Annotated in this window: 19 protein-coding genes; 14 read left to right on the forward strand and 5 right to left on the reverse strand. The window is 61.9% G+C overall.

Annotated elements, in window-relative coordinates; translation table 11 throughout:
- The first annotated feature begins 59 nt into the window (after positions 1-59).
- From AC11W3_RS17725 to AC11W3_RS17765, 9 genes are all read left to right on the forward strand, one after another.
- Positions 60-977, forward strand: a complete 918-nt coding sequence (locus AC11W3_RS17725) for an electron transfer flavoprotein subunit alpha/FixB family protein (protein WP_484093473.1) — start codon at positions 60-62, stop codon at positions 975-977.
- On the forward strand, positions 974-1,504 hold the full coding sequence (cobO, locus tag AC11W3_RS17730) for a cob(I)yrinic acid a,c-diamide adenosyltransferase (RefSeq protein WP_484091546.1): 531 nt from the start codon (positions 974-976) through the stop codon (positions 1,502-1,504). The genes AC11W3_RS17725 and cobO overlap by 4 nt, the downstream gene beginning before the upstream one ends.
- A 13-nt stretch (positions 1,505-1,517) precedes the next feature.
- Positions 1,518-2,339, forward strand: coding sequence for a CoA transferase (locus AC11W3_RS17735; RefSeq protein WP_484091547.1), 822 nt, complete (start codon positions 1,518-1,520; stop codon positions 2,337-2,339).
- A 312-nt stretch (positions 2,340-2,651) separates the two neighbouring features.
- On the forward strand, positions 2,652-3,809 hold the full coding sequence (locus AC11W3_RS17740) for an acyl-CoA dehydrogenase family protein (protein WP_484091548.1): 1,158 nt from the start codon (positions 2,652-2,654) through the stop codon (positions 3,807-3,809).
- Between the two features lie 260 nt (positions 3,810-4,069).
- A complete protein-coding gene (locus AC11W3_RS17745) occupies positions 4,070-5,035 on the forward strand; it encodes a CoA transferase subunit A (protein ID WP_484091549.1) in 966 nt (321 codons plus the stop codon).
- 1 nt (position 5,036) lies between these two features.
- Complete coding sequence (locus AC11W3_RS17750) at positions 5,037-5,858, forward strand: CoA-transferase subunit beta (RefSeq protein ID WP_484091550.1); 822 nt, start codon at positions 5,037-5,039, stop codon at positions 5,856-5,858.
- 95 nt (positions 5,859-5,953) lie between these two features.
- Positions 5,954-6,766, forward strand: a complete 813-nt coding sequence (locus AC11W3_RS17755; protein WP_484093474.1) for an electron transfer flavoprotein subunit beta/FixA family protein — start codon at positions 5,954-5,956, stop codon at positions 6,764-6,766.
- Positions 6,767-6,778: 12 nt separating this feature from the next.
- Entirely contained in the window at positions 6,779-8,134 is a 1,356-nt protein-coding gene (locus AC11W3_RS17760; RefSeq protein WP_484091552.1) for an electron transfer flavoprotein subunit alpha, read from the forward strand.
- 262 nt (positions 8,135-8,396) lie between these two features.
- Complete coding sequence (locus AC11W3_RS17765) at positions 8,397-10,382, forward strand: (Fe-S)-binding protein (RefSeq protein ID WP_484093475.1); 1,986 nt, start codon at positions 8,397-8,399, stop codon at positions 10,380-10,382.
- Between the two features lie 108 nt (positions 10,383-10,490).
- Here AC11W3_RS17765 and AC11W3_RS17770 read toward each other — a convergent pair whose 3' ends face one another.
- Together AC11W3_RS17770 and AC11W3_RS17775 are read right to left on the reverse strand one after the other, a co-directional pair.
- On the reverse strand, positions 10,491-11,033 hold the full coding sequence (locus AC11W3_RS17770; RefSeq protein ID WP_484093476.1) for a hypothetical protein: 543 nt from the start codon (positions 11,031-11,033) through the stop codon (positions 10,491-10,493).
- 124 nt (positions 11,034-11,157) lie between these two features.
- Positions 11,158-11,670 (reverse strand): hypothetical protein, encoded by a 513-nt coding sequence (locus AC11W3_RS17775; protein ID WP_484091555.1) that lies wholly within the window; start codon positions 11,668-11,670, stop codon positions 11,158-11,160.
- A gap of 229 nt (positions 11,671-11,899) precedes the next feature.
- On the opposite strand from AC11W3_RS17775, the gene AC11W3_RS17780 reads away from it, so the two are divergent.
- Positions 11,900-12,640: a hypothetical protein gene (locus tag AC11W3_RS17780; protein WP_484091556.1), complete on the forward strand. Its 741-nt coding sequence runs from the start codon at positions 11,900-11,902 to the stop codon at positions 12,638-12,640.
- Between the two features lie 23 nt (positions 12,641-12,663).
- Positions 12,664-13,938, forward strand: a complete 1,275-nt coding sequence (locus tag AC11W3_RS17785) for an NfeD family protein (RefSeq protein ID WP_484093477.1) — start codon at positions 12,664-12,666, stop codon at positions 13,936-13,938.
- A gap of 130 nt (positions 13,939-14,068) precedes the next feature.
- On the opposite strand, the gene AC11W3_RS17790 is transcribed toward AC11W3_RS17785, so the two are convergent.
- Together AC11W3_RS17790 and AC11W3_RS17795 are read right to left on the reverse strand one after the other, a co-directional pair.
- Complete coding sequence (locus tag AC11W3_RS17790) at positions 14,069-15,766, reverse strand: adenosylcobalamin-dependent ribonucleoside-diphosphate reductase (protein ID WP_484091558.1); 1,698 nt, start codon at positions 15,764-15,766, stop codon at positions 14,069-14,071.
- A 12-nt stretch (positions 15,767-15,778) separates the two neighbouring features.
- A complete protein-coding gene (locus tag AC11W3_RS17795) occupies positions 15,779-16,618 on the reverse strand; it encodes an aldo/keto reductase (protein WP_484091559.1) in 840 nt (279 codons plus the stop codon).
- Positions 16,619-17,037: 419 nt separating this feature from the next.
- Between AC11W3_RS17795 and AC11W3_RS17800 the strand changes: the two genes are divergently transcribed.
- Together AC11W3_RS17800 and AC11W3_RS17805 are read left to right on the forward strand one after the other, a co-directional pair.
- Positions 17,038-17,880: a Clp1/GlmU family protein gene (locus AC11W3_RS17800; protein ID WP_484091560.1), complete on the forward strand. Its 843-nt coding sequence runs from the start codon at positions 17,038-17,040 to the stop codon at positions 17,878-17,880.
- 26 nt (positions 17,881-17,906) lie between these two features.
- Positions 17,907-18,668 (forward strand): PP2C family protein-serine/threonine phosphatase, encoded by a 762-nt coding sequence (locus tag AC11W3_RS17805; RefSeq protein WP_484091561.1) that lies wholly within the window; start codon positions 17,907-17,909, stop codon positions 18,666-18,668.
- An 8-nt stretch (positions 18,669-18,676) separates the two neighbouring features.
- Here the strand turns inward: AC11W3_RS17805 and AC11W3_RS17810 are convergent, their stop codons facing one another.
- On the reverse strand, positions 18,677-20,401 hold the full coding sequence (locus AC11W3_RS17810) for a methyl-accepting chemotaxis protein (RefSeq protein ID WP_484091562.1): 1,725 nt from the start codon (positions 20,399-20,401) through the stop codon (positions 18,677-18,679).
- A 315-nt stretch (positions 20,402-20,716) separates the two neighbouring features.
- On the opposite strand from AC11W3_RS17810, the gene AC11W3_RS17815 reads away from it, so the two are divergent.
- Positions 20,717-22,081: a sigma-54-dependent transcriptional regulator gene (locus AC11W3_RS17815; protein WP_484091563.1), complete on the forward strand. Its 1,365-nt coding sequence runs from the start codon at positions 20,717-20,719 to the stop codon at positions 22,079-22,081.
- The last annotated feature ends 233 nt before the right edge of the window (positions 22,082-22,314 follow it).

A 22,314-nucleotide genomic window follows, 5' to 3' on the forward strand; every position in this document is an offset into this window, starting at 1 on the left:
CCCCTTTGCTAAAGGGGGTAGGTTGAAAGGTAGCTACAGAGTTACCCAAGGAGGAAGTCATGAAGGCCTTACTTATATGTGAATACCGGCAAGGAAAGTTGCTGGAGTCGAGTTATGAACTGCAGGCCTTCGCCGCCCAACTCGGCGCGGAGAGCGCGATGCTGGTGGTGGGCAGCGAAGCCGACCTCCCGAAGTTCGACGGGAAGGTCTATTTCGCGGACGCAGCGAAGTACGGGGAATTCAACCCCGACCTGCACAAGAAACTGGTGCTCCAGGCCATCGAGAAGGAGAACCCCGACTGCGTCGTCTTCGTCCACTCATCCTACGGGTGGGACCTCGCGCCGAGGGTAGCCGCAGCCCTGAGGGTGGGGCAGGTCTCGGAAGTCGTGGCTCTGAACGACGGGAAGTTCGAGGTCAACTGCTGCAACGCGAAGCTGCGCAGGACGGTGGCTCCGAAGAGCGGCAGGTGCGTCGTCACCATCCAGGCCGGCGCCTTCAACTTCGACGGTGAGCCGCAGGGGTCGCCGCAGCTGGAAAGGATGGAAGTGGGCGAGACCTCGCCGGCCTTCGAGTTCGTAGCCTACGAGGCTGCTGAGGCCAAGGGGGTCGATCTGACCCGGGCCGACATCATCGTCAGCGCCGGCCGCGGCGTAGGCAAGAAGGATAACGTCCCGGTCATTGCCGCGCTGGCTACGGCGCTCGGCGGAGAACTCGGCGCCAGCCGTCCCGTGGTCGATGCCGGCTGGGTCGATCACAGCCACCAGGTGGGAACGACCGGGCAGACGGTGAGCCCGAAGCTCTACGTCGCCTGCGGCATCAGCGGCGCCATCCAGCATCTCGCCGGTATGAAGAAAGCGGACTTCGTGGTGGCCATCAACAAGGACAAGGACGCTCCCATCGGCGAGATCGCTGACGTCCTGGTCGTCGCCGACGTGATGCAGTTCGTCCCGGCCTTCACGGCAAGGTGCGCAAGGTGAGGTTGGAGCAGGGACAGGTCCAGATCTACACCGGCAACGGCAAAGGGAAGACCACGGCCTCGCTCGGCTTGGCGCTCAGGGCGGTCGGCAGGGGGCTCAAGGTCTGCATCGTCCAGTTCATCAAGGGGGGCGGGCAGTACGGCGAGCACCTGGCGGCTGAAAAGCTGGCGCCGCTGCTGACCATCCACCAGACCGGCCGCGACGGCTGGATCGTCCGCGACAACCTGGACCCGGAAGACATCCGGATCGCACATGATACGCTGGAACTGGCGCGGCGCTCCCTGACGGGAGGAGAGTACGACCTGGTGATCCTGGACGAGATCAACGGCGCTGCCTGGTTCGGGCTGATAGAGGTCGAGGACATCCTGTCGCTGATTGCGGCGAGACCTGATCGGGTGGAACTGGTGCTGACCGGCAGAAGCGCCGACCCCAAGGTTATCGAGGCTGCGGACCTGGTGACGGAAATGGTGGAGGTGAAGCATTACTACCGGGCGGGCGTGCAGGGCAGGGTGGGGATCGAGAAGTGATTGAGGAGGAGAGATGAAAGTTCTGGAGGGGATGCAGGTTCTGAATCTGGCGGTCAATCTTCCGGGGCCGGCAGCGGCCAGGCGCCTCAACGAACTCGGTGCGTACGTCGTCAAGGTTGAGCCTCCCACGGGTGACCCGATGGAGATCTACAACGCCCAGTGGTATCGGGACATGGCTGAGGGGCACACCGTGCTCCGCCTCGATCTCAAGGCTGCGGAAGACCGGGCGAGGCTCGATGCGCTGCTGGCCAGGACTGATCTCCTGGTCACCGCTACCCGTCCGGCGGCTCTCGATCGGCTGGGGCTTGGGTGGGAGGTGCTGCATCAGAAGTATCCGCGGCTCTGCCAGGTGGCCATAGTCGGCTACCCCCATCCCCGGGAGAATGAGGCGGGGCACGACCTGACCTACCAGGCGTCGCTGGGGCTGATCAATCCCCCGCACATGCCGCGCACCTTGCTGGCCGATATGGCCGGAGCCGAGCAGACGGCAGGGGCGGCGCTGGCGCTGCTGTTGGGTAGGGAGCGGGGGAAGGGAAGCGGCTATGCCGAGGTCGCCCTCTCCGAGGCAGCCGCCGCCATGGCAGAACCGCTCCGTTACGGTTCCACGGCGTCAGGGGCGCTGTTAGGTGGAGGAATCCCCGAGTACAACATCTATCGCGCCAGTGACGGCTGGGTCGCCGTTGCCGCTCTTGAGCCGCACTTCAAGAAAAGGACCGAAGACGCCCTCGGTGTCAGCAGCCTCGAAGAGTATGGAAACGTTTTCGCCGCTAAAAGCGCAGCGGAATGGCAGGCGTGGGGACAGCAGCTAGATGTGCCGGTAGTGGCGGTAAGCTAATCCCCTCCCTACAAGTCCCCTCCCCCTTCGGGGGAGGGTTAGGGTGAGGGCGGTTTAACCGGGCGATGATGCCGCGAGACGCCGACCTCTCTCACCCCGCCTGCGGGCGCGCAAGCCCGGCTCTCCCGGAGGGCGAGGGGGAAAGAGCCTACGCGTCCCCCCCTTGTCAAAGGGGGGACAGGGGGGATTTGCCTTTGTCGCTTCGTGGCAACGGCCCTCACCCCTGCCCTTGGAGGTAGCGGGAGGTGTTGGACTAAGGCTGCGCGGGATGATTTTTTAAACGTAATCGATACACCGGCACAGGAGGAATCGATGTTTCTCGAACTCACCGAAGAACAGAAACTGATCCAGGATACGGCACGGGATTTCGCGCGCTCGGAGTTGGAGCCGCTAGCGGCGAAGCTTGACCGGGAGGACGACCGGCCGGCCTTTCTTGCCAACCTGCGCAAGCTGGCGGAGCTCGGGTTCATGGGGCTCAATGTGAAGGGTTCGTACGGCGGATCGGAAGCCGGTGTGGTCGCCTTCAGCGTCGCCATGACCGAGATCGCCCGCGCCTGCGCCTCGACCGCCGTCACCGTCTCGGTCAACAACATGGTCTGCGAGGTGATCCAGGCGATCGGATCGGAGGAGCAGAAGAAAGCCTACATCCCGAAGATCTGCTCCGGCGAATATGCCGCCGGGAGCTTCGCCCTTACCGAGACCGGTGCCGGGTCCGATCCTGCCGGCATGACCACCACTGCGGTCCTCGACGGTGACGAGTGGGTGCTGAACGGCTCCAAGATATTCATCACCAGCGCGCCGTATGCCGGAGTTTTCGTGGTTTGGGCGGTGACCGACAAGGACGCAGCGAAGGGCAAGGGGATCAGCTGCTTTCTGGTCGAGCAGGGCTCGCCGGGGCTCGTGATCGGGAAACAGGAGGAGAAGACGGGACAGCACGCCTCGGCCACCAACGAGCTGATCTTCGACAACTGCCGGGTGCCCGAGAAGGCGTTGATGGGAAAACTCAACGACGGGTTCCGCATTGCGGTCGGGGAACTGGCCGGCGGGCGGATCGGCATCGGGTCGCTTGGATTGGGCGTGGGACTTGCCGCCATGGACTTCGCCACCAAGTACAGTACCGAAAGGTCACAGTTCGGACAGAAGATCTGCAACTTCCAGGGGATCCAGTGGAAGGTGGCCGACTCTTACACCGAGCTGGAGGCGGCCCGCCTGTTGCTCATGAACGCGGCCTTCCGCAAGGAGAGCGGCAAATCGTTCGCCAAGGAGGCATCGATGGCCAAGATGTTCGCCACCGAAGCTGCCAACAAGGCTTGCTACAACGCGGTGCAGATGCTGGGCGGGTACGGATATACCAGGGATTTCCCGGTTGAGCGCTATGCCCGGGATGTGAGGATCACCTCGATCTACGAGGGGACCAATGAGATCCAGCGGGTGATCATCTCACGGGAGATCTTGAGGAACTTCAGCTAGCGGCCCGCCTCGGGAACCTCGGATCCCCGCTCGACTTGCGGGAGGGGGGGAAGGTGCCACGAAGGCAGGCCTGGTTACCGGGCGAACATGAAAGGCAAATCCCCCCTGTCCCCCCTTTGTCAAGGGGGGGACGCGTGGTGATCTCCCCTCGCCCTCCGGGAGAGGGGTTGGGGTGAGGGAAGCTGGCCCTGTGGGGGATCGGCCGAATGAGGAAGATTTCCAAACCGGATAAGGCATTGTCATGAAAAGAGGAGGGACGCATGAGTAGCGGCAAACGCATTTCGTTGCAGCAGGCGGCGGAGATCATTAAGGACGGCTCCAGCTTGACCTTTTCCGGCTTCACCATCTGGCGCCGCCCCTTCGCACTGATCTTCGAATTGATCCGGCAAAGGAAGAAGGGCCTTCACCTCATCGAGGTCAACGGCGGCCCCCAGACGGAGTTCCTGGTCGGCGCCGGCTGCGTCGATATCTGGGAGTCCTGCTGGGTCGGCCACGAACTCTACGGTAAGTACGGCGCGAACCTATCCCGCAAGGTGGGCAACAAGGAGATCCTGGTCGAGGATTACAGCCACGCCGAGATGCTCTTCCGCTTCTCCGCCGCGGCATCGGGCGCCCCTTACGCGGTAACGCAAACCTCGCTTGGGACTGACATTCACAACCCCGACTATGACATGCTGGGCAAGGCAGGCCTTAGGGACGGGAAGAGAATACCAAAGCACAAGTACCAGTTCACCGAGGACCCCTTCTTCGGAGCGGGCTCACAGGTGTTGGTGCCGGCGGCCAAGGTCGACGTGGCTGTACTGTGCGTCCAGCAGGTCGGCGAGGAGGGAACGGTGCGGGTCAACGGCCAGTTCTATTCCGATCCGGAAGTGGCCCGGGCGGCCGACATCACCATCGTCATCGCGGAGGAGATCGTCCCGGAAGAGTACCTGCGCCGGGAAAGCGATCTCAATACCATCACCAGCTTTGAAGTCGACCACATCCTCGAGTGCCCCTTCGGCGCGCATCCCACCGGCATGTTCGGCCGCTACGACGTGGACGGAGCCTTCCTCAAGGACTTCTACGGCAGGACCAGGACCCAGGAAGGCTTCGACGACTTCGCCAAGGAGTGGATCTTCGGGCACGACCACATGAGCTACCTGGAGAAACTTGGCTGGCCGCGGATGCTGAACCTGAAGGCCAATACCGCGTTGAAATACAGCACCGGCGTGAAAAGGGGGCAGTGACATGAAGAAGGACTTTGCTAATCCTGAAGAATACGGCCTGGCCGACCTCCTGTGCTGCGCTGCCTCCCGGGAGGTCCAGGATAATGAAATCGTCTTCGCCGGCACCGGCTTGCCGATGGTGGCCATCATGCTGGCCCAGAAGACCCATGCTCCGAACCTCAAGCTGATCTTCGAAGCCGGAACACTCGACGGCCGCCCGCCGGAGATCCCGACTTCGGTCGGCGATGCCCGCTGCGAGATGGGGGCCTCACGCTCCTCCGGTCTCCATGACGCCTTCAGCATCGCCCAGCGCGGCTACGTCGACCTCGGGTTCCTGGGCGGCGCCGAGGTGGATGAATACGGCAACGTCAACACCACCTGCATCGGCGACTATCTCAACCCTGAGCTTCGCCTGACCGGCAGCGGCGGGAATCCCGACATCAACTCCTTCGCCAAGCGCACCGTCTTCATCATGGTCCACGAGAAGCGCCGCTTCACCGAAAAGGTCAGCTACATCACCAGCCCCGGCTGGAAAGTCAGGAAATGGCCCGGAGGCGAGACCATCCACCGGAAGGAACTTTACGGTGCCGCCTACCGCGGGGGGCCATCGGCCGTGATCAGTACGGCGGGCGTATTCCGCTTCGATGACGAGACCGGGCGGATCTACCTCGACACCTGCCATGCTGGGAACTCGCCTGAGAAGATAAGGGAGATGTGCCAGTTCGATCTCGACATCTCGCGGGTGAGCGGGGAGACTCTGCCGCCGACCAGGGAAGAGCTCCACTTCATCCACGAGGTGCTCGATCCGGAGCAGATCTTCATTCCGAAGGTGAAGAAGAGCTAGTTTCTGTTCAATAGCGCTCCCCCCTCCCGCAGGGGAGGGGGATCTTTTTTAACCATCGAAGTACGTTTACGTAAAAGTTAGATCTTGGAGAGGCTATGTTAGTTGTTGCCTGCATCAAGCAGGTCCCCGATACCACCCAGGTGCAGATCGATCCCGTGACCAACACGCTGATCCGGGACGGCATCCCCTTTATCGTCAATCCCTACGACACCCATGCCCTGGAAGAAGCGCTGCAGCTGAAGGATCGCTTCGGCTTCAAGGTCGCTGCCATTTCGATGGGGCCCCCCAACGCCGAAGCGACGCTGAAGAAGGCCCTGGCGCTGGGAGTTGACGAGGCGATTCTTCTTTCCGACCGCGCCTTCGGCGGCGCCGACACTCTCGCCACCAGCAAGGTCCTCTCGGAGGCGATCAGCCAATTGAACGAGATCGAGGAGGTCGGCATCGTCTTTTGCGGAAAACAGACCATCGACGGTGACACCGCCCAGGTCGGCCCCGGTATAGCTACCCGGCTGGGCTACACGCAACTGACGCTGGTTGACAGGATCGAATCGATAGACCCGGTGGAGCGAAGGATCACGGTGAGGCGGAAGCTCGAAGGCCGTCACGAGGTGGTGGAGGCGCCGCTACCGGTGATGCTGACCGTGGTGAGAGAGCTGAACCGGCCGCGGTACCCGACGGTCCCGATGCGGATGGCGTCGGTCGAGGCGCCGGTCGTCCTCTGGAACAACAAGGTGCTGCAGCTCGACGAACAGTCGATAGGGCTGAAAGGGTCGCCGACCTGGGTGAGCCGGATATTCTCCCCTGAACGTGACAGGGGAGAGATAGTGGGCGATGGCGTCGGCGATCCGGTGGGAACTGCCAATCTGCTGGTGGACAGGCTGTTGAGCAAGGATCTGCTGGCACTCTAACAGGAGCAATGGATGAGCGAAGTCAGTAAAGGCATCAAGAAGCCGAGAGGGAAGGCCCGGCTGATCGAAGGGAGGTGCATCGCCTGCGGTGGCCGCTGCGAAAGTTCCTGTCCGGTCAACGCGGTTGAGATGAACACTGCCGGTGAACCGGTGGTCCTCGCGGATAAATGCATCGGCTGCCTCAAGTGCGTGAAGGCATGTCCTGCCGCCGCACTGGAGATGTTCTTCACCCCGGAGGAACTGAAGATCCTGGACGAACTGGCGCAAAGCTCGGGAAGCGAGTCGCCCCAGGAAGAACTCGATCCGGAAGCCCGGGCCCTGGCCGGGAAGCTGGCTGCCTATCGCGGCGTTTGGGTCTTCGTGGAGCAGACGGAAGGCGAGGCGGCCAAGGTCTCATGGGAGCTGATGGGGAAGGGGCGTGAACTCGCGGACACGCTCGGGGTCGAACTCTCGGCGGTGGTAATTGGCGAGAAGGTCGAGGGTCTTTGTCACCATGCCTTTTGCTACGGCGCCGATCATGCCTATCTCATCGATGAAGCGGTCTTCCGGCACTATCGGACCGAGGCCTATCTTAAGGCGGTTTGCCAGCTCATAGAGGCGTACAAGCCGGAGATCATCCTCATGGGGGCGACAGGGCTGGGACGTGACCTCGCCGGAGCCGTCGCCACCGTGGTCGGCACCGGATTGACCGCCGATTGCACCGGTCTCGGCATTGACGACAGCCGCAATCTGATGCAGACCCGTCCTGCCTTCGGCGGCAACATCATGGCCACCATTATGTGCGACAAATTCCGGCCCCAGATGTCGACGGTTCGCCCGCACGTGATGCCCATGCCCGAGCGCATGGAGGGCAAAAGCGGTGTTATCACCCGGGTCAAAGCGAGGGTCAGGGAAGAGGACGTGCTGACCAAGGTGCTGGAAATCATCTATGACAGGAACACGGACCATGTCGACGTCGCCGGGGCCGAGTTCATCGTCTCAGGAGGACGCGGGATGATGGGGAAGGAGAACTTTGCCATCCTCCATGAACTGGCCGAGGAATTGGGCGGCGTGGTCGGCGCATCGAGGAGCGCCGTCGATGCCGGATGGATGCCCCACGAGCGGCAGGTTGGGCAGACGGGGAAGACGGTGCGGCCCAAGATCTACATCGCCTGCGGGATCAGCGGTGCCATCCAGCACCTGGTCGGCATGCAGGACTCCGACCTGATCATCGCCATCAACCGTGATAAGGATGCACCGATCTTCGAGGTGGCGCATTTCGGGATCGTGGGGGATCTGTTCCAGGTGGTCCCGGCGATAACCCAGCGGTTGAGGTCGATGAAGCAGAGGGCGCAGGCGGTGGACGAGGAGAGGTGCGTCAATGGTTAGTCCCTCTCGGCTGGGTCCGCAGCAGCTCCAAATCCCCCCCGACCCCAGCGTTGTCCGGTTAGCTATTTGCACCTGCCCATTTATCCACATTTCAAGCTCCCCCTCGCCCTCCGGGAGAGGGTCGGGCTTGCGCGCCGAAGGGCGCTTCAGCCCGCAGGCGGGGTGAGGGAAGCCCGTATCTGCCGTGGCACTTGCCCTCACCCCAGCCCATGGGGAGAGGGAGCAGTTTCGAAGGAACACAACTGATTGAGGTATTTGATCCATGTCTCCTAATTCGACCCTATTTGGCATTCTCCTTACTCTGTCCGGCATCGTTTTCTGTGTCAGCTGCTTCCGGAAATTCAGTCTCGTTACAGTTGGACAGCCTGAAGACCGGGTGGATCAACTGGATCTGCGGCTGCGCAGGATGTTCTCCTTCGCCCTGGGTCAGAAGAGGGTTCTCTCCAAGCCTTCCGGCTTCAACCATGTGGTCATCTTCTGGTCCTTCATTATCCTCCTCATTGCCAATGGCGAATTCGTGATCAGGGGCCTGTTGCCGGAATTGAGCCTCGCCCTGCTCCCAAGACCACTCCACCACGGGCTGCTCTTTCTTTTCGACCTGGTTTCACTCCTTACCTTGCTGTCCGTGCTCTACGCCTTTGCACGCCGGCTCTTTTTCCCGCCTCCGTCCCTGAGCAGCCGGTACGTCAAGGCACGCAGCCCCGAGGCCTTTCTGATCCTGTCGTTCATCGCGGTGCTGATGCTGGCTTACTTCGGCCTGCACGCGGCTGAGATCGCCATGGGGCGGGAGGAGGCCGCGGCTGCCATGCCGGTCTCGTCACTGCTGGCAACGCTGATCGCTGCGCCGCTCTCCGGCAATCTCGAGACGTTCGCAAACTGGTCCTGGTGGCTGCACGCCCTGGCGCTTCTCGCCTTCATGGCTTATCTCCCCCAAAGCAAGCACATGCATATCCTCACCGCCATCCCCAACTGTTTCTTCGCAACTCTCGACCCGCCAAGCGTGCAGCCCCGGGAACAGTTTGCCAAAGGGAGGAGCTACGGGGTTGAACGGGTCGAGCAGTTCAGCTGGAAGGACCTCTTCGACAGCTTCTCGTGCACCGAATGCGGCCGCTGCCAGGCCGTCTGTCCGGCTGCGGTGACCGGTAAATCCCTTAATCCACGGCAGGTCATCCACTCGATAAAGAGCAACCTGCTCGCCAACGCGCCGGGGGGTAGCCAGACCAAAGAGCCGCGGCAACCGCTGATCGGTATCGAAGGGGAGGCGAGCTCGACCGAGGAGAGCATCTGGGCCTGCACCACCTGCGGAGCCTGCATGAGCGTCTGCCCGGTCCTGATCGAGCATGCGACCAAGGTCATCAAGATGCGCCGCCACCTGGTGCAGATGAAAGCGTCTTTCCCGGAGGAGTTGGTCACCTTCTTCGAAAACATCGAGGGGAGGAGCAATCCCTGGGGGATAGCACCGACGGAGAGGACCAAGTGGCAGTCGACCTTGGAGGTGAGGCCCTTCGAGGAGGGGAAGACCGAATACCTTTTCTTTGTCGGCTGCGCCGGGGCATTCGATTCCCGCCAAAAACACGTGACCCTGGCCCTGGCTTCCATCCTCGATGCGGCAGGGGTGTCGTGGGGGACGCTGGGGAAGGACGAGAAGTGCTGCGGCGACAGCCTGCGCCGGTTGGGGAACGAGTATGTATTCGACCAGATGGCGCGGGACAACGTCCGTCTTCTTGCTGAAAAGGGGGTGAAGAAGATAGTGACGCAATGTCCTCATTGCTTCTCCACCTTGAAGAACGACTACCGTCAGTACGGCCTGGAGATTGAGGTGATCCACCACTCCGAGCTCATCCCGCAGCTTTTGGCCGGCGGTCAGTTGAAGCTGAAGAAACAGGTTTCGGATCTGGGAGAGCTGATCTTCCACGATTCCTGTTACCTTGGTCGGCATAACGAGATCTATGCCCCTCCGCGACAGGCGCTGGAATTGACCACCGGCAAGGCTCCGGCGGAATTCACCCGCCACGGCAGGGAATCGTTCTGCTGCGGCGCGGGCGGCGGCAGAATGTGGCAGGAGGAGCAGCACGGCGAGCGGATCAACCTGAACCGGGTAAAGGAGGCGCTGGAGAAAAAGCCGGATACCGTCTGTGTCAGCTGCCCCTACTGCATGACGATGATGGAGGATGGCCTGAAGGACCTGCAGTCGGCCATCAGGGTGAAGGATCTGGCTGAGGTGGTGGCGGAAGGATTGCGCGGCTGATTTTTGTGGGCTGACGATCGGCGGAAGTTTCTGGCAGAGTGGCGAACTGCAAATCCCCCCTGGCCCCCCTTTGACAAGGGGGGGACGCAAGGGATCTTATGCTGAGCGTTACCAGGTGCTACCCACGCCGCCGACCACCCCCCTGCGGTTGTTGTAGCCGGCGGTGAAACAGATATTCTGCAGCCGGTACAAAAGCCCGCCGTAACCGACCGGGTAGACGTCCGTCTCCCGGTCTCCCTCCTGCCAATGCCTTCCGGTAACCTCCCCGGTACTGACCCTCAGCACGGATTGAAGGGAGTAGCCTGCGCCTACCTGCAGGGTCAGGTTCTTCACCCAGTCGTCCAGGTTGAACCCCGACTTGAAAAGGAATCCTATCTCGGGGCCGACCTTCGCTGTCCGCGTGGTGTAGGGCTCGTCGTGCCTGTTGACGTTGAAGCGGGTGTCGGAGGGGACGTCCTCGAAGTCGAAGTTCATGGAGATCTCCGCGGAGAGGGGGAACATGTCCTTTATGATCCTTGTGCCGCCCACCTCGACGCCGATGCTGCTCTTGTCCGTCGACCCGTTATAGCCGCCGTTGACCAGCCAGAAGGGTGTCGCCCATGCTGGCACTGAGACAAGGAGCGTCACTGCCATTATCAAGAAGATTTTCATCACAATCCCTCCTCAACCTGACCATAACAGGTGGTCCTTTTATTGCAAAATTCACGGTTTGTCAAGCAGATGTGAGGATTGACAGCACGCTCCTCACTCTCAGTCGCGCTCAAAGCGCCAGGCTCTATTTTACTCCAACGTTCTCATTCTGCAGATTCTCCAGTGCCTTCTCCAGTCTTGCCACGTGCTCCAGGTCGCACGTCATCATCGAGTCCAGCAGACGCTTCATTTCGGGGTCGTCGCAGACGGCTATGCTATTGGCGTGGTACTGGCTGAGGTACTTTTCCAGCCTGATTCCGACCTTGAGAGAGTCGATCGCCGAGACCTTCCCACCCTTTATCTGACCAAAAAGAGCCTCCAGGTTGTTCAATGCGCCGGTGACGCTGGACATGTCCGCGTTGACCCCGGTGATCCCGTCGCCCCTGAGCCTGCCCAGCATCTGGAACTGCATCGCATGGTGGTCTTCCTCGTGCGCCGTCTTCTTCCACAGCGTCGAGAGTTCGGGGCGGTCGGGAAAGAGACTGGCGAAGTGCCGGTAGATGTCTCCGCATCTGGTCTCTATGGCAGCGCACTGGTCCAGGATGAACATGGTCTCCAGCGAAGGTGCAGCGTCTTTCTTTCCGTTTATCGATGGCATCTTCTTTCTCCTTTTTCGCTGATTATCCGGCAGGATAGCACCTCCGCGGTCACTGTCATACTCAAATTTCCTTCATATTTACTGAGCAAGGTGATGGTTCAGAATCAGGGGGGAGAAGTACAGTCACAGGGAGTGCTGGCGAGTAAGCGAATGGCTACTTCTTGCGACGAAGACACTACCTGATCCGCTGGCAGCAACTGATTGATTTGAGGAGGCTCCATGCTATCCTTTGACAATGGCAACGGACTCGGCTTCATTCTTCGAAAAGGTTCCAGAGATCATTGAAGCATCGGCCAAAAGTCCGCCCGCTTTTGCTGCCCTTGTCCTCCTTGTGTTAGGCTTTCTTGCCTACATCTACTTTCGCGAAGCCAAGGAAAAAACCAGAGTCATCATCTTCGTGGTCCTGACCATCGTCGCGTTTTTGCTGGTGATGGCTGTCCTGTCGGGAGTGAGGCAGAGCACCCCCGATCAGTGGTCGGGCACCCAGCCTCGGACGGTGCCACAGCCGGTGGCGCCTCCGGCGGAAGGTGAAAAACCCTCCCCACCGTCCGGAGAAAGACGTCAGGCCAGGGTGGAAGTCGGCACCCCGGTTATCTCGCAGGGGGTGATGGGGGCAGGTGGGCTGGGCATCTCCATACTTGTGCCGGGACGTATCAGGGATGCAAAGGGACTGAACGCCCAGTTGGTAATAAACTTCTCCTTCCCCAACGGCACTCCGGTCTGGGCCAGTCCGGTCGAGACCATTTACCGTGCCGCAAGCGGCGTGGTCGCCACCGGGACCAGCGTCTTCCAACTCACCACCGACGATTTCGATCTCTCCGCCGCGCCGGTCTATATCCCGTACTATGCCTTCAACATGATGCCGTCCGGCTACTACAACAGGATCGACCTGATGCTCATCGCTTCCGTCTACCTGAACGGCGCGGTCATGGCGCGATCTCCTGCCGCTCCCTTCTATTTCATGTGGTAGCGGGATCGCAGCCTGGAGGCGCCATGACCAGATTCCTCATCCTCATCGTGCTGATCATCCTGCTGGTCCCCCTGCGGCTCGTTGCCGCGGCGCCGCAGATTGCCCTTATTTCCATTCATGGCCCCATCAATCCTGTTACCGCGGCGTACCTGCAGAGGAACGTCGAGGAGGCGGGACGGCGTGGCGATCGCCTCATCCTGTTGGAGATGGATACCCCGGGAGGACTCGACACCGCCATGAGGGAGAGCGTTCAGTCGATCTTCTCAAGCCCGGTGCCTGTTGTCGTCTACGTCACCCCTCCCGGAGCCCGTGCCGCGTCGGCCGGAGCCGTGATCGCGCTGGCGGCGGACATCTGCGCCATGGCGCCCGGCACCAACATCGGGGCGGCTCATCCGGTCACCATGGGTGAAAAGCCCGATGAGGTCATGGGCGCCAAGATGCTTAACGACGCCGAGGCCTATGTGGAAGGGATCGCCACCAGGCGCGGGCGCAACCCCGAGGTGGCAAAAAGAATGGTGCGGGAGAGCCTTTCGCTCCCCGCGGAGAGAGCGCTCCAGGAAAGGGTGATCGACCTGATGGCAGCGGACCGGCAGGAGCTCCTGAGCAAAGTGGAGGGACGCCGGTTGGTGAGGGGAGGGAAGGAGGTGGTGCTGCACACTGCAGGGGCCACCGTTGTGACCCACCAGATGGGGACCAGAGAGCGGATACTGAACGCGGTCAGCAACCCGGACGTAGCCTACGTGCTGATGCTCATGGGATTTCTGGGGATCTTCTTCGAGCTTGCCCACCCGGGCGCGATCCTCCCCGGCGTCATCGGAGGGATCTCGCTGATCCTGGCCTTCTTTGCCTTCCAGACCCTGCCGGTCAACTACGCGGGAGTGCTGTTGATCCTGCTGGCGATCATCCTCTTTATCGCCGAGGTCAAGATCGTCTCCCACGGGATCCTGGCGATAGGGGGCGGGGTGGCCCTGGTGATGGGATCGCTCCTCCTCTTCCCGTCGCAGGAGCCCTACCTGCGGCTGTCGTGGGGTGTGATTGTCGCGACCACGACCGTGACCGCCGCCTTCTTCCTGGTGGTGATCGCCAAGGTGGTCGAGGCGCACCGGCAGAGGCCGATAACCGGGAAGGAGGGAATGATCGGTGAGCACGGGGTGGCCGATAGCGACGTCGACCCGGAGGGGAAGGTGCTGGTCCGGGGGGAATACTGGAACGCGGTAAGCGCGGAGCCTGTGAGGAAAGGGGAAAAAATCGAGGTCACCGCCATGGAAGGGCTGCGGCTGACGGTCAGGAAGGTCTAAAAAGCATCACGCACAGAGGACACGGAGGGAGAATCAAATGCTTCGAAACCACTTAACAGGGATGGACAGGATGAACAGGATGAAAACAACAAAACCATGAAATTGAGAAACCACCCCTAGCCCCTAGCCCCTAGTCACTATCACTGAACTTGACGAAGGTCCCCTTCTTGCCGCCGTACCTGAAGATGGTGATACCTTTCACCCCCCGGTCGTAGGCGAAGAGGAGGGCATTGGCCACATCCTCCCGCGTTGCCGTGGCGGGGAGGTTGACTGTCTTCGAAACGGCATTGTCGGTGAACTCCTGGAAGGCCGCCTGCATCTCGATGTGATCTGTGGCCGAGATCTCCAGCGCCGTCCGGAAGAGCTTCCTTACATCCTCTGGCACCCCCGGGACCCCGCGCAGATTTCCCCGCTTTATTACCTCCTTCATCAGCTGATCTGAATAGAAGCCCCGGTCCACGGCGACATCGACAAAGATGCTGTTGAGCTCGGTGAGCTCGCTCTCCAGGACCAGCCTCTTGTAGGCGATGGCGAAGATAGGCTCTATCCCGCTGGAACAGTTGGCTATGGTCGCCAGCGTTCCGGTCGGGGCGATGGTCGTGGTGGTGGCGTTTCTCACCCGCGGCATGTCGGGGGCGTCGTAGATCGAACCGACGAAGTTGGGGAATACCCCACGTTCGGAGGCAAGCTCCGCCGAGGCGTCGCGGGCGCTGTCACGGACGAACTTCATCACCTTCCGCGCCAGCTCGAAAGCGGCGGGGTGATCGTATTGAAGCCCCACCAGGATAAGCATGTCCGCCCAGCCCATCACCCCCAGCCCGATTTTCCGGTTCCCCTTGTGCATCTGCTCCACCGCGGGTAACGGATAACAATTGACATCGATGGTGTCATCCAGAAAGCGCACTGCCGTGCCGATGTCTTCCCTCAGGGCGGCGAAGTCGATGTCGCCGTTCTTTACGTACTTTGCCAGGTTCATCGACCCCAGCACGCAAGCCTCGTAGGGCAAAAGCGGCTGCTCCCCGCAGGGATTGGTGCTTTCGAAGGTGCCGAGCTGGGGGGTGGGGTTGGCCCGGTTGATCCTGTCGATGAAAACGAGCCCCGGATCGCCTGTCTGCCAGGCGCTGGCCGCGATCTCGTCGAAGACCTCCTTTGCAGGCAGGGTGCTGATGACCTTGCCGGAGCGGGGGTTGACGATCTGGTACTTCCGGTCCAGCCTGAGCGCCTCCATGAACTCATCGGTGATGGCCACGGAGATGTTGAAGTTGGCCAGTTCGTGCAGGTCCCGCTTGACCTGGATGAACTCGAGGATGTCCGGGTGGTCGACCCGCAGGATTCCCATGTTGGCGCCGCGCCTGGCCCCTCCCTGCTTTATCACGTCGGTGGCGGTGTTGTAGATCTTCATGAAGGACACCGGGCCGCTGGCCAGGCCGCCTGTGGAGCGGACCACATCGGCCTTGGGACGGAGCCTGGAAAAGGAGAAGCCGGTTCCGCCGCCGCTTTGCAGGATCAGCGCCGCGCTTTTCAGGGTGTCGAAGATCCCTATCATCGAATCTTCCACCGGCAACACGAAGCAGGCCGCGAGTTGCCCACTGGGCTTTCCGGCATTCATGAGAGTAGGGGAGTTGGGCAGGAATTTGAGCGAGGTAAGCAGGGTGTGGAACCTTTCTTCCCATCTGGTTGCCTCCCCCTGGTAGAGGTCCTCGGCGCCGGCGACGGTGCTGGCGATACGATGGAACATCTCCTCGGGGGTCTCCATAACCTCCCCGTTCTCGTCTTTCAACAGGTAGCGGGCCTGCAGTACTTTCAGTGCGTTGGCGGAAAGTTCCATGGCTCCCCCTAGCTAGCGCTGCGGCTTGTAGTACATCAACTGTCTGGCGTACGGGGCGACCCGGGCGATCAGTCTCTGCTGTTCTTCTTCGGTCATGGGCGAGAATGACGCGGCAAACTTCACGTTCCGCTCCACCTGTTCCAGATCGTCACAACCGATGACGATAGTGCTGACGGGCTGGGAAAGGGCGAAGCGAAGATAGGGTTCCATCGTGGTGTGGCCGGGGAGGCGTCCGGCCAGACCGCGCAGGTAGACCTTCATGCCGACGATTCCCATCTGCCTCTCCCTGGCCTGGGGGATCACCGTTTCGATGAAGCTGCGGTGGGATGGTTCCGCGGGGTTGACCGGCATCAGCACGGTGTCGAAGGGGAAGCGCTTGATGCAGGCGGCGATGATCTCGGGATCGTGGTGGCCGGTAACGCCGATGAAGCGGGCCAGCCCCTTCTCCCGCGCCTCGGTAAAGGCCTCGATGGCGCCGCCGGGGCCGAAGATCTGTGCTATGTCGTCGCCGGTCCTGACGTCGTGCACCTGCCACAGATCGAGATGGTCGGTATCCATGTTGCGGAGGGTGCTGTGGAGGTGGGCCAGAGCCCCTCTCTTGTCTCGCGCGTGCGATTTGCTGGTCAGGAAGATTTCCTTCCGCCGCTCCTTCAGGGCCTTGCCATAATACGATTCACTGCCGTCGTAGGCCCGCGCGGATTCGCAGTAGGTTATGCCGAGATCGAGCGCGCGGTTGATGAGAGAGTAGGCCTCGTGGTCATAGCCCTGGGTGCGGAGGATCCCTTCTCCGCCGAGGCCGAGGATGGTGACTTCGACTCCGGTCTTGCCCAGCTTTCTTTTCGGGATCTCCATTTGACCTCCTGGAGGACGGCACACCGATCAGGCCGATCAGGAGGATCAACCTCCCGGGGAGCCGCTACTCGTATCTATGGTGCCGGTGCAGCCGTCACAGCCACAACTGTCGCCGCTTTATTGACAATGCACGAAATGGCGTGTTGAATTCACCTATTATACATCCTAATCAATTCCGTGCCCCGGGACCTATTCCCCCGCACGGACGGCAGTGTGATACTCAGGCAGCGGTGTCCGGTTAAGCTACTTGCACCTGCCCATTTCTCCACATTTCAAGCTCCCCCTCGCCCTCCCATCTAACCGCATACCGCTGGGATTTAGGGGGATTTCCCTTTGGATGAGCCGGCGGTGAGAGGGCGGTCTCGGAAGAAGTGAAGGGACAGGTCGGTAGCCCGGCAGCTATGGACGGAGCGCGAGAGATGACTATCGTCCCGGGCGAGGGATGGGAGGAACTGCTGCAGCGGGTCTTGGCCCTGAACGGGACGGTCATGTTCCTCGGCAGGAGTGACTCCGGGAAGTCGACCCTGGTTAGGTACGTCCTCGGTGAAGTCGCGGCAGCCGGGGTGCCGGTGGCACTGGTCGACGCCGATGTCGGGCAGTCCTTCCTGGGCCTCCCCGGCACGGTAAGCCGGCGCACCTTCCTCGCTCGCCCGGCTCACCAGGATCTCCGCTGGGAGGAACTCTCCTTTCTCGGCGCCGTCTCTCCGGTCAGGATCATGTCGCTGCTCGCGGCGGAGACCGGGCGCTTCGTGCTGCGCACCCGGCAGGATGCCGTGGTGACTCTGGTGGATACCACGGGCCTGGTCGAAGGGCCCTTCGGGAGATCCCTGAAACTTGCCAAACTCGGTGCCGTTGCCCCTCGACTGGTGGTCGCCGTAACCTCCGCAGACGAACTGGAGCCGATCCTGGGCTCGCTCCCCGAGGAAAGGGTCGTCCGTCTGCGTCCCTCGCCGCTGGTGAAACGCCGTACGGCGCAGGTGCGATTTCGTTACCGCCACGCCCGGCTGGCAGCCTATTTCCACGGCGCGACCGAAAAGCTCCTCCCCACGAGGCGGCTGGTCTTCATCCACCACGGCGCCCCGGTTCACCCCCTGTTCACCGAACCGGAGGTGGGGACGGTGGTAGGCCTCAATCATCAGAATGAAACCCGCGCCCTCGGTGTCATCACCGAAGCCGAGGCGGATTCCCTGGTTGTCCTGACCCCGCTTTCATCGATACGGGGGATAGACCGGGTGGTCCTTGGAGACTTCACGTTTTCTTGATGCCGGTAAACAGCAGGGGGCTTGATATGCGTTCAGCGTGGAAAACCGATCAGGGGCTGGTGCGGGAGAACAACGAGGACTACGTGCTGGCCGATCAGGATAGGGGCATCTTCATGCTGGCTGACGGCATGGGGGGAGGGCCGGCGGGGGAGGTAGCGAGCGAACTTGCCGTCTGCGCCGCCCACCAGGTGCTTCTGCAGCAACTGTCGCAGTATACCGATCCCAGGCGGCTTTTGGCCGAGGCCCTGGCGGCGGCTCACTCCGCGGTGGCCAAGCGCGCGCTGGCCGAGCCGGCGCTCCAGGGCATGGGGACCACCCTGGAGATGGTGCTGCTGCGAGGCGCGGAGGCGGTGACCTGCCATATCGGGGACAGCAGGATCTATAAATTCCGGCAGGGGATCTTGCGGCAGGTGACAAAAGATGATAACTACGCGGCCATGCTGGTGGAGGTGGGAGACATTCCGGTTGAGGAAATCCCCTCGGCCTATCGGCACATGCTGACCCAGGCGGTGGGGGTATCCGAGCAACTGGTGCCGGAGCTTCATACCCTGGAGCTGAAGCCGGGGGATCTCCTCTTGATCTGCAGCGACGGCCTGACCGGCGCCATGGAGGATGCGGAGATAAAGGCGGTGATAGAGGAGAAGGGGAGGGAACCTGAGGCGATAACGGAAGCGCTGGTGGCGGCGGCCAATGAGAGGGGAGGGGCTGACAACGTCTCCGTGGTCATCGTGGAGGCCGTTCCGGTCATTGCCGCGGAAAGCCTCCCCGTGCCATCGCCGTCAGGATAGATCCACTGCTACTTTTCCGCGTCCTGCTGGTACTTGAACCCGGCCATCTCCTTGCGCAGGGCGGCGACCTGGCGGGTGAGGCCGGTCACGGCGCCGTTGATGACCTTGGTGGCCTCGACGTTGCTTCTCGAGGAGGCGCCGATGTTGTCCATGGCCTGCACGATGAGCTTGCTGCTCCGGGCCTCGTCCTCGCAGGCCTGCTTGACGTCTACGATAGTGGCGGTGATGGCCTCGGTGGCCCGCACGATATGGTTGCTCGACTCGCTCTGGGCCCGGGTCGAGATGTGAACCTGTCCGGTCAGGTCCTTCATCCGCTGCACGGCGGAGATGATCTGCTCGCTGCCGCGCCCCTGCTCCCTGGTAGCCCTCGCTATCTGCCGCACCATGTCGGCCACCCGCTGCATGGCCATGCTCATGTTCTGGCTCAGCCGCGACTGGGCCTCGGTGAAATCCGCGATCTCGTTCACCTGGCGGGTCGCCTGCTGCACCCCCCCCACGATCTTGTGCAGGGCCTCGCCCGAGCGCTGCGAAAGCTTTTCCCCTTCCTCGATCCGCTGCTCCGAAGATCTCATCGCCGCCACCACCCGCTTGGTCTCTTCCTGCACCCCCTCGGTGATCTCCGCGATTTCCTGGGTCGAACTGCTGGTGCGGCGCGCCAGCTCCTTGATTTCCTCAGCCACCACGGCAAACCCCTTGCCGTGCTCGCCGGCCTGGGCGGCGATGATGGAGGCGTTGAGCGCCAGCAGCTTGGTCTGCTCGGCCACCTCGTCGATGACCCGCAGGATCTTGCCGATGTCGACGGCCCTGACCGCCAGGTTCTCTATGGCCTCGAGGGTGAAACTCGAGGAGCGGCGGATCTCGCTGATGCCGGTGATGGTCGCCTCGACCGCCTGGCGTCCCTCTTCGGCGTCGTTGCGCACCGTCTGGGAGATGGCCGCGGTCTTGAGGGCGTTCTCGCCGACCTGCTTGATGGATACGTCGAGGTCGGCCACCAGCGAGGAGGCGGTGGTCGATTCGTTCATGAGGCTGTTGGCGCTCTCGCCGATCTGCTTCTCCGCGGCGGTCATCTCGATGATGGAGGCGCTGACCTCGTCGACCGCGGCGGAGAGGGCCTCCACGTGCTGGTTGACCTCTTCGATGCTGGCCGACATCTCCAGGATCGAGGAGGCGTTGTCGGTGGCCGAGGCGGAGAGCCCCTCCACCCAGCGCGCTATCTGGAGCACCGCCGTGTTGATCTGCTGGACCGCATCGGAGGCGGAAGCGACCCCCTCCGATTGCATCTCGGCCGCCATCATGCCGTTTTTGGCAACCTCGTCTATGTCCAGCCCTATCTTCTGCAGCTCCGCGATCGAGTGGCTGACCTTGGTGACCACGCCGGAGAGCTTGTCCATCATCTCGTTGAAATCGTCATTGAGGCTGGCGAATTCGTCCTGGAAGGTCGCCTGCAGCCGGGAGGTGAGGTCCCCCTCGGCTACCTCGTTGAGGGCGGCTCCCAGCACCTTCACCCGTTGGGCCAGCTTTCTGGCCGCCAGCATCCCCAGCACCGCCGCTATCAGGATCCCTTGCACCAGCAGGATCATCAGGGCGGCATAGGCGTAGGAACGCGACGCCGCTTCGGCGGGGGTCACCGAGAGGAGGCGGAAGACGGAGTAGATCCCGGCGAGGGAGAGCACCAGGCCGCCCACCAGGGCGAGACGGACGAAGTTGAAACTAACACGCAGGTTTATTGCCATGATTCCGTTCTCTCAGTGATGTTTCTATGCACCTTGCTCATTCGAAAGAGGGATATTACGCAAAAATGTCACGCCGCACAACTTAAATTACCATCATTATTGCCATTTTCGGCCTTTTCCGGCCCAGTCTCCGCCCCCTTCCGCCCCCCCTTCCAACCTGACCGTGACTATTGTTAAACGATGTTTATAAGTCCCAGCCAACGCTGTGCTTGAATGTACATTTCTGCCGCGGAAAGTGCCTCAACTTGACGGGCTGCCAGTCGATAAGGAGAGGACATGCTACGCGACCATTAAGCCAGAAGGAGCAGCGACCTCATGATAGGTCCGACCATAGTCGCCGTCGATGACGAAGCCGTCTCTCGCTTCATGCTTGAGACGCACCTTTCTCTGGGCGGCTTTCACGCCATCACTGCCTCAAACGGAGCCGAAGCCCTGGCCATCGCCCAGGAGCGGCACGTGGATCTCATCATCTCGGACCTGTTCATGCCCGGCATGGACGGACTCCAGCTCCTGGCGGAGGTGCAGAAAAGGCACCCCGGGACACCGATCATTATGGTCACCGCCCACGGCAGCGTCGAGGGGGCCGTCGAGGCCATGCGGCTTGGGGCCTACGACTACCTGGTGAAGCCCTACAACCCCGACGACCTGCGGATCACCGTCCAGCGGGCCCTCGAGTACCGGCGGGTGGTACAGGAAAACGAGCAGATCAAGGGGCTTTTGCGGGAGCGCTTCACCTTCCAGAGCATCGTGACGGCCAATGGCGCCATGAAGGCGATGCTGGAGCTGGCCTCCAAGGTGGCCACGGCCCGCCAGACCACGGTGGCCATTTACGGCGAGAGCGGTTCGGGTAAGGAAGTTCTGGCCCGGGCCATCCACTTCGCGGCCAAGGGGCTTCCGGCCGGCTTCGTGGCCGTCAACTGCGCCGCCATCCCGGAGCACCTTCTGGAAAGCGAGCTCTTCGGCCACGTCCGCGGGGCCTTCACCGGGGCAGACCGGGACCGGGAAGGAAAGTTCAGTGCGGCCCGCGGAGGGACCATCCTCCTGGACGAGATCGGCGACATGCCCCTGCCGCTCCAGGCCAAGCTGCTGCGGGTCCTGCAGGAGCGGGTCTTCGAGAAGATCGGCAGCAATACCCCGGTCGAGCTCCAGTGCCGGGTCATCGTGGCCACCAACAGAAACCTGGCCGAGCTGGTGGCGGCAGGGAGGTTCCGCGAGGACCTCTACCACCGCATCAACGTCTTCCCGCTGACCATACCACCGCTCTGCCAGCGTCAGGACGACATCCCCATCCTGTGCGAGCACATCCTCGAGCAGCTGCGTCAGCACCTGGGAAAGCCGCTGCCGGGGATCTCGCAAAAGGCCATGGAGTCTATGCTTTCCTACCGCTGGCCCGGAAACGTCCGGGAACTGCGCAACTGCCTCGAGCGGGCGGCGATCCTGACCGACGGGGAACTTATCCGCCCCTCGCACCTCGGAATCGGAGCCGTCAACCCCGACCAGGGGGTGAGCGAGGCAGCAGCCGGCACCGTGAGCTACACGCTCGCCCTCCCGGCGGACCAGCTCTCGCTCGATGCGCTTACGGAGCGGATACTCTCCATCACCCTGGAGCGCTGCGGCGGCAACAAGTCGAAGGCCTCTCAGCTGTTGAAGATTAACCGCAAGGCTTTCTACCGCGCCTGACCCACCGATCTGTCCCCAACTGTCCCACCTGTCCCTCAGTGGGACAATTCCTCCGCCTGGTCCGCTGCTAACTCACCGGAAATATATGGGGGGGAGTTTTGGCACCCCTCCTGCTGAATACAGGGTAGGCGCAGTTCACGCTGTACCGCAGCGGGACAGTGGCTGGGGCTAGGGGCTAGGGGCTAGTAAGTCAGGGGCTAGGGCTTTGTCTTTACTAGTCCCTAGTCCCCAGC

This window comes from Geomonas sp. (assembly GCF_056994735.1).